The organism is uncultured Veillonella sp. (assembly GCF_905209685.1).
Classification (GTDB): Bacteria; Bacillota; Negativicutes; order Veillonellales; family Veillonellaceae; genus Veillonella.
In genome coordinates, this window is the sequence record NZ_CAJLUB010000109.1 from 1 (window position 1) to 6,273 (window position 6,273).

A 6,273-nucleotide genomic window follows, 5' to 3' on the forward strand; every position below is an offset into this window, starting at 1 on the left:
ATATGGCTCAAGCAGGCGGTAAAGAACCAGCTAAATTGATGGATGCATTAAAAGCTGGTGGTGAAGCTTTAACATCTATGTTACAATAGGCATATAATTTTATAATTATACTTGTATCTGTTATAGAAAAATTTTATAATGCATAAAAAGTTACTGACTTTGTAGCTTTAATTCAAGTATAATAGGAGGCGAGGTTTCACTTTTACAGTGAAACCTGCCAATGTAATAAAAAGGAGGGATACGATGAAGGTTTCTGATGAAACTATGTTATTCCGTAAAGTAGACGATGAGCCGATGACAGCTGAAGAGGTTCTCACTCGTGTTTATCAATCTATTCAAGAAAAAGGTTACAATCCAATCAATCAAATTTTAGGCTATCTAATCTCTGGTGATCCAGCGTACATTACAAGCTATAATAATGCGCGTTCTGATATCCGCCGTTTAGAACGGGATGACTTGATTGAGGAATTGTTGAAAGAATACGCAAAGGCAAAACAACTATAATGAGAATTATGTCATTAGATGTGGGCAGCCGTACTATCGGCATTGCCTGTAGTGATGCACTGCTCATGACAGCACAAGGTATTGAAACCATTCGTAGAACATCTCTTGAAAAAGACTTTAACCGCTTACAAGAACTCATTACTGAATATGAAGTACACGAACTTGTAGTAGGTATGCCGAAAAATATGAATGGTACAAAAGGTGAACGGGCTGAAAAGACCGAAGAATTTGTCGAAAAGATGAAAGAGGTCATCGATTTACCTGTTACATATTGGGATGAGCGGTTATCTACTGTTATGGCTGAACGCCAACTCATTGCAGCTGACGTGAGTCGTAAAAAACGTAAGTCCGTTATTGATAAAATGGCAGCGGTTGTAATTTTGCAAGGATATTTAGATCGCTTGCAGTTTAATAAATAAGTATTTTTCTTAAGGAGGGTTTCCGATGGTTGACCAAAATTTTGAAGGCGAAGTATATTACTTGGAATTCGAAGATGAAAACGGTAACAAACAGTATTTCACAGAGGATATTATTTTGAGCCATGAAGGCCAAGAATATGCTGTTCTTGTACATGTACAAGATGAAGAGGCTGACCATGAAGGTCAAGATGATACATACATGATCTTGGCTCGCATCGAAAAAAATGAAGAAGGCGTAGAAGAATACGTACCTTTAGATGAAGATGACGATAACTTTGAAACTCTAGTAAAATTGTATGAAGAAATGGAAGATGGCGAGTAGTCGACTTCCTTGTAAATCTAGCGTGTTGTCTTAGGACAATGCGCTATTTTTATTTGATATACATAAAAGCTTTATAATAGAAGGTGAATTATATCTATATATTTTCCTTTCATACTAGTAGCATAAGAGATGGCTATAATTGATATATAACATAATTGGGGACGATAATAAGATAATGTCCTTAAATGTAGGGGAAATATAGACTTTATGGTATAATAAAGTGATAAATACTGTTATGTTACAGAAAGGAACTCAACATCGTGAGAAAAGCCTTAAGATATATTTTAATCCTTATTATTGTAGGCGTATTAATCATCGCAGGTGGTCTTGGTGCAATTTATTTAGTGCCAAATACCTTTGCACAAGATGATGGTAGTCAGGTACTTGTCATTGAAAAGGGGCAGACTGGCACTGAAATTGCTGATATGCTCTATGAACGAGGTCTCATTCGAACTACGCAAGGTTTTAAGCTTTGGTTATATTTGAGCGGTACTAATGATAAACTTCAAACTGGTCACTACCAAATTCCTAATAAGGTAACTGTGCGCGAACTCATTTCTTTATTACAAGAAGGTCATGTAGAATCTATTCGTGTTACCATTCCTGAAGGATATACCGTTGGGGATATTGCTATCGTTCTAGAAAAAAATCAAATCATGAAAGCAAAGGACTTCTTAGCGGAAGCTAAAACCTTTGTACCATACCCATACATGAAGGGCACAAGACCAGCTACATATCCTGTGGAAGGCTTCTTATTCCCAAGTACTTATGAAATTCCAGTAGGTGCAACGCCACGAGAGGTCATTCAAATGATGGCTGACGAAATGAATCGTTACCTCACACCAGCTGTGAAGAAACAAATTCAAGCTCAACATATGAGTATTCATGACTTTGTAACCTTAGCATCTATAGTGGAACGTGAATCTTTGTTTGATGCAGATCGCCCAACAATTGCAGGGGTATTTAAAAAGCGTTTAGCACACGGTATTCCATTGCAATCTGATGCGACTATTTCCTACGTACTAGGTTATGCTAAGGAAGATGTAACAATTGGTGATACACAATTGCAAAGTCCGTACAATACATATGTGTCTAAAGGTTTGCCACCAGGACCAATTGCTAACCCTGGTAAAAAGGCATTAGATGCAGTATTGCATTCTGAAGATACTGATTACTTATACTTTGTAGCTGATAAAGAGGGGCATAACCACTTCTCTAAAACATACGAAGAACATTTAGCGGCGGTTCATAAAATTTATGGTAATGATACAGCTACTTCCTCTAATACAGAGGCCGCAGTACAAGCTGGTCCTAACTATGACGTGGCTGTGGCAACGACAGAGCCTAACTACAATTACAGCTCTGAAGAAGCGGTGGAAGCAGATTCTCAATATGTTAATGTGGAACCTACGTACAAATATACACCAACAACGGTTCCAGCTGCTGAAATTCCAGCACCAACACCAGCTCCACAAGCACCAGCTCAATCTGCACCAGCAACTCAATCATCTAGTTCTAACTCTTATGTGCCAACTACAACACCTGCTCCAGAATCTATGCAAAATGTTGTACCAAGTACACAACAAGTACCTCATATTGAAGTAAAGCCAGCTGAATCTGTGGATCGTTCTACGTTGGTAGTTCCTAGTGGTAATAGCAATAAATAATGTAGGAGATTGAATCTACTTTCATGACATTAAATGATATTTTAAATGAACAGCGTATTTACGCGATGATTAATGATGTACCGATTCTACGAGAATCTGAGGTTCATCTCTTTGAAGAATTAATAGGTTTGTACCGGCCCACCTCTGTGTTAGAGGTGGGCACCGCCATTGGTTACTCTGCTTTGTTGATGGCTCCGCTACTCGACGAAGAGGAGGGACATATTACATCTATTGAACTAGATGATGTGCGTTACGAAATGGCGAAATATTATATTAACCAATCTGATTATGCCGATACAATTACATTGCTGAAAGGCGATGCGTCTCAAGTCTTAACGGAACTCACCGGTGAATATGATCTAGTATTTTTAGATGGTCCTAAAGGGCAATATCTTAAACAATTAGAACTCATTTTGCCTCATGTGAAAGAAGGAGGCGTTATCCTTGCAGATAATGTACTTTTTAGAGGCTATGTAAGAGGCGATAAGGAGCCACCAAAACGGTTTAAGACTATCGTAAAACGGTTAAAAGAATACTTAACATATGTTGAAAATAAAGAATTGTTTAACACCACCATCTATCCAATGGGTGATGGTATGAGTGTGAGTGTGTGGAAAGGGCACAACAAATAATGGCAGAACATTTTATGGAATTGCTTTGTCCAGCCGGTAATATGGACAAGCTTAAAATGGCTATTCGCTATGGTGCGGATGCTGTATATTGTGCAGGCAAACGTTTTGGCTTGCGCGCAGGTAACTCTAATTTCTCCGACGAGGAATTAAAGGAAGCTGTAGAGTTCGTACATGCGCATGGTAAAAAAATCCATGTTACATGTAACATCATTCCTCACAATGAGGACTTTGAGGGTTTAGAGGATTATTTGAAATTCCTTGAAAGTATCGGTGTTGATGCGATTATCGTTGCCGATATGGGTATCTTCAGCCTTGCTAAACGCGTTGCTCCAGGCCTTGAACTTCACGTAAGTACACAAGCGTCTACAACAAACTGGCACACAGTTCAAATGTGGAAAGAATTGGGCGCTACACGTGTAGTAGCAGCTCGTGAAGTGTCCTTGGCTGACCTTAAAGAAATGAAGGACAATGTAGATATCGAAATTGAATCCTTCGTACATGGTTCCATGTGTATTTCTTACTCTGGTCGTTGCCTATTATCTAACTATATGACAGGCAACCGCGATGCGAACCGTGGGCAATGTTCTCAATCTTGCCGTTGGAAATACTCCCTGGTTGAATCTAACAGACCTGGTGAATACTATCCGATTGAAGAAGATGAGCATGGTACATATATTTTTAACTCTAAAGATTTGTGCTTGATTCACCGTATTCCAGACTTATATGAAGCTGGCATCGACAGCCTTAAAATCGAAGGCCGTATGAAATCCGTCCACTACTGTGCAACAGTAGCAAAGGTTTACCGTACAGCTATCGATACATACCTTAAAGAAGGTAAAGATTGGTATGTTCGTCCAGAATGGATTGCAGAATTAGAAAAGATTTCTCACCGTCCATATACAGATGGCTTTGCAGAAGGCCGTCCTGACGAAACTGCTCAAAACTATGGTAAATCTACAAATACGCAAAGCCATGATTTCATCGGTTTAGTTTTGGGTTATAACGAAGAAGAAAAATACGTTGATCTTGAACAACGTAATAACTTCAAGGTAGGCGATAAAGTAGAATTCTGCCAACCTAAGGGTGAGCTTGTTGAGACTGTAATTAAAAAAATGACAGATGAAGATGGTAACCCAATCGATGTAGCTCCACATGCTCAAATGAAAGTGCGTATTTACATGGATACACCACTTGAACCGTACTCCATGATGCGTCGTGAGTGCAAACCTAAAGCGGAGTAATTATGCGTGGTACACCATTAGAACCGAGTAAATCTATCGGTGCATTTCCCGATGTACCAGATCTAGAGACCTCTGGGGAAGAGGCGTATGTGTTCTTTCATCTTGAGCCGAAGCATACAAACTATATCAATCGCATCATTGAAGGCTATGAATATTTAGGTGTTATGACCTCTGTAGATACGAGTGGGCGGTGCATGTTGCGCTGTACACCATCTACAAAACCATTAGCCATTGAAATATTAACTAGCCTATCTGATTATGTCACTATAGAGAAATGAGAGTATATCTATGAAACAATCTATTTTGAAACGTGCATTATTAACAGCTTGCCTTAGTGTCTCTATGGCGGGGGTAGCTATGGCGGGTCCTGTAGGTCCTGTTGTCATTCCTCAAGCAGGGGATGTAGTAGTCATCAATCATGGTCCTGATATGACCTTCACTGGCAATATCAACTTTGATGTGGAAAGCCAAACTAATAACAACTTACAAATTGGTTCCTCTGTGATCCCTAATGTAGTATATGGTGCTGCTTTCAATAAAACTGGTGCACCAGATACAATTATCCCAGCTCAAACTTATGTGTATGTAGGTACAAAAGATGGAGCGAATGCTTTCACAGAAGCTAGCGACGCCGACAAAAAAGGGGCTAACTGGAATGTAGAAACGTTGAAAAAAACTAAGTCTGGTGATGTACAATTGGCAAGCCGTGGCATTCCTGAAAAGCCATTGGCAAACCAAGTAGCTACTATTAAAGACTCCATTATGCTTAGCGCTGTAGACCTCAGTACAACAGAGGTAGGCCGCAACAGCAAGGGCGTTCTATATATGACGGTTCCTAAAGAGTTGAAATTGACTGCGGACACAGGCATTCCTGAAGACGTAAGGGAAACAATGCCAGCTATGTTCCGTGGTAAAATGGGTGATTCCCTCATGGTAAACCTCATGCCACTAAATGATGATGAAAAACAACAATTAGCGGCAAACCCACACAATGCTAATGCAATCGTATTTAACCGTGGCATGAGCATGGCTAAAATGATTGGTTCCTCTGCACGTACAAGCAAAGTGTACACATACATGAAAGACCACTATTTGAACCTCGTTATTGTAGCAAAAGATTACGATGATAATGGTGCTCGTGGTAGCGGTGTTATGATGGTGTCTAAACAAGATAACTCTAATGATGTACTCTTAACACTCTACAAAGGCCCAGATCTTTCTAATAGCAAATTAGAAAAAGTAATTGGTGCCATGTTGTCTACAAACTTCAAACGCTAATAGATCTAATAAAATTTTCAAAGTTTTATAGGTCTTACAAAACGGCTCGATATACGGGCCGTTTTCTTTTTGTTTTAGGCAGTAAGGGCGTTATGTTGAATTTATAGAATTTATGAAATTTACTATTGAACCGTATTGAATTTTTTAATTCTCTGTGATACTATAATCTAGTAAAAGTTATGCAAAGGACATGATTCTCATATCCCTGTG

The 6,273-nt window shown here is 39.1% G+C and carries 8 protein-coding genes; all 8 read left to right on the plus strand.

Annotation, left to right across the window (positions count from 1 at the left end; translation table 11 throughout):
- The first annotated feature begins 243 nt into the window (after positions 1–243).
- The 8 genes from QZ055_RS07545 (at position 244) to QZ055_RS07580 (ending at position 6,063) form a co-directional block, all read left to right on the plus strand.
- Positions 244–504 carry an IreB family regulatory phosphoprotein gene (locus QZ055_RS07545; RefSeq protein WP_009351224.1) on the plus strand — a complete coding sequence of 87 codons (261 nt, stop codon included), beginning with the start codon at positions 244–246 and terminating at the stop codon, positions 502–504.
- On the plus strand, positions 504–923 hold the full coding sequence (gene ruvX, locus QZ055_RS07550; RefSeq protein ID WP_105085864.1) for a Holliday junction resolvase RuvX: 420 nt from the start codon (positions 504–506) through the stop codon (positions 921–923). Before QZ055_RS07545 ends, ruvX begins: the two co-directional genes overlap by 1 nt.
- 25 nt (positions 924–948) lie before the next feature.
- The gene (locus tag QZ055_RS07555) at positions 949–1,245 is read left to right on the plus strand and encodes a DUF1292 domain-containing protein (protein ID WP_227721461.1); all 297 of its coding nucleotides are present in this window, start codon (positions 949–951) and stop codon (positions 1,243–1,245) included.
- 260 nt (positions 1,246–1,505) lie between these two features.
- Positions 1,506–2,912: an endolytic transglycosylase MltG gene (mltG, locus tag QZ055_RS07560; RefSeq protein ID WP_295825757.1), complete on the plus strand. Its 1,407-nt coding sequence runs from the start codon at positions 1,506–1,508 to the stop codon at positions 2,910–2,912.
- Positions 2,913–2,935: 23 nt separating this feature from the next.
- A complete protein-coding gene (locus tag QZ055_RS07565) occupies positions 2,936–3,544 on the plus strand; it encodes an O-methyltransferase (protein ID WP_005386125.1) in 609 nt (202 codons plus the stop codon).
- Entirely contained in the window at positions 3,544–4,785 is a 1,242-nt protein-coding gene (locus QZ055_RS07570; protein WP_295825761.1) for a U32 family peptidase, read from the plus strand. The genes QZ055_RS07565 and QZ055_RS07570 overlap by 1 nt, the downstream gene beginning before the upstream one ends.
- Before the next feature lie 2 nt (positions 4,786–4,787).
- Entirely contained in the window at positions 4,788–5,063 is a 276-nt protein-coding gene (locus QZ055_RS07575) for a DUF4911 domain-containing protein (RefSeq protein ID WP_295825763.1), read from the plus strand.
- A 10-nt stretch (positions 5,064–5,073) separates the two neighbouring features.
- Positions 5,074–6,063 (plus strand): hypothetical protein, encoded by a 990-nt coding sequence (locus QZ055_RS07580; protein WP_295825765.1) that lies wholly within the window; start codon positions 5,074–5,076, stop codon positions 6,061–6,063.
- Positions 6,064–6,273: the final 210 nt, after the last annotated feature.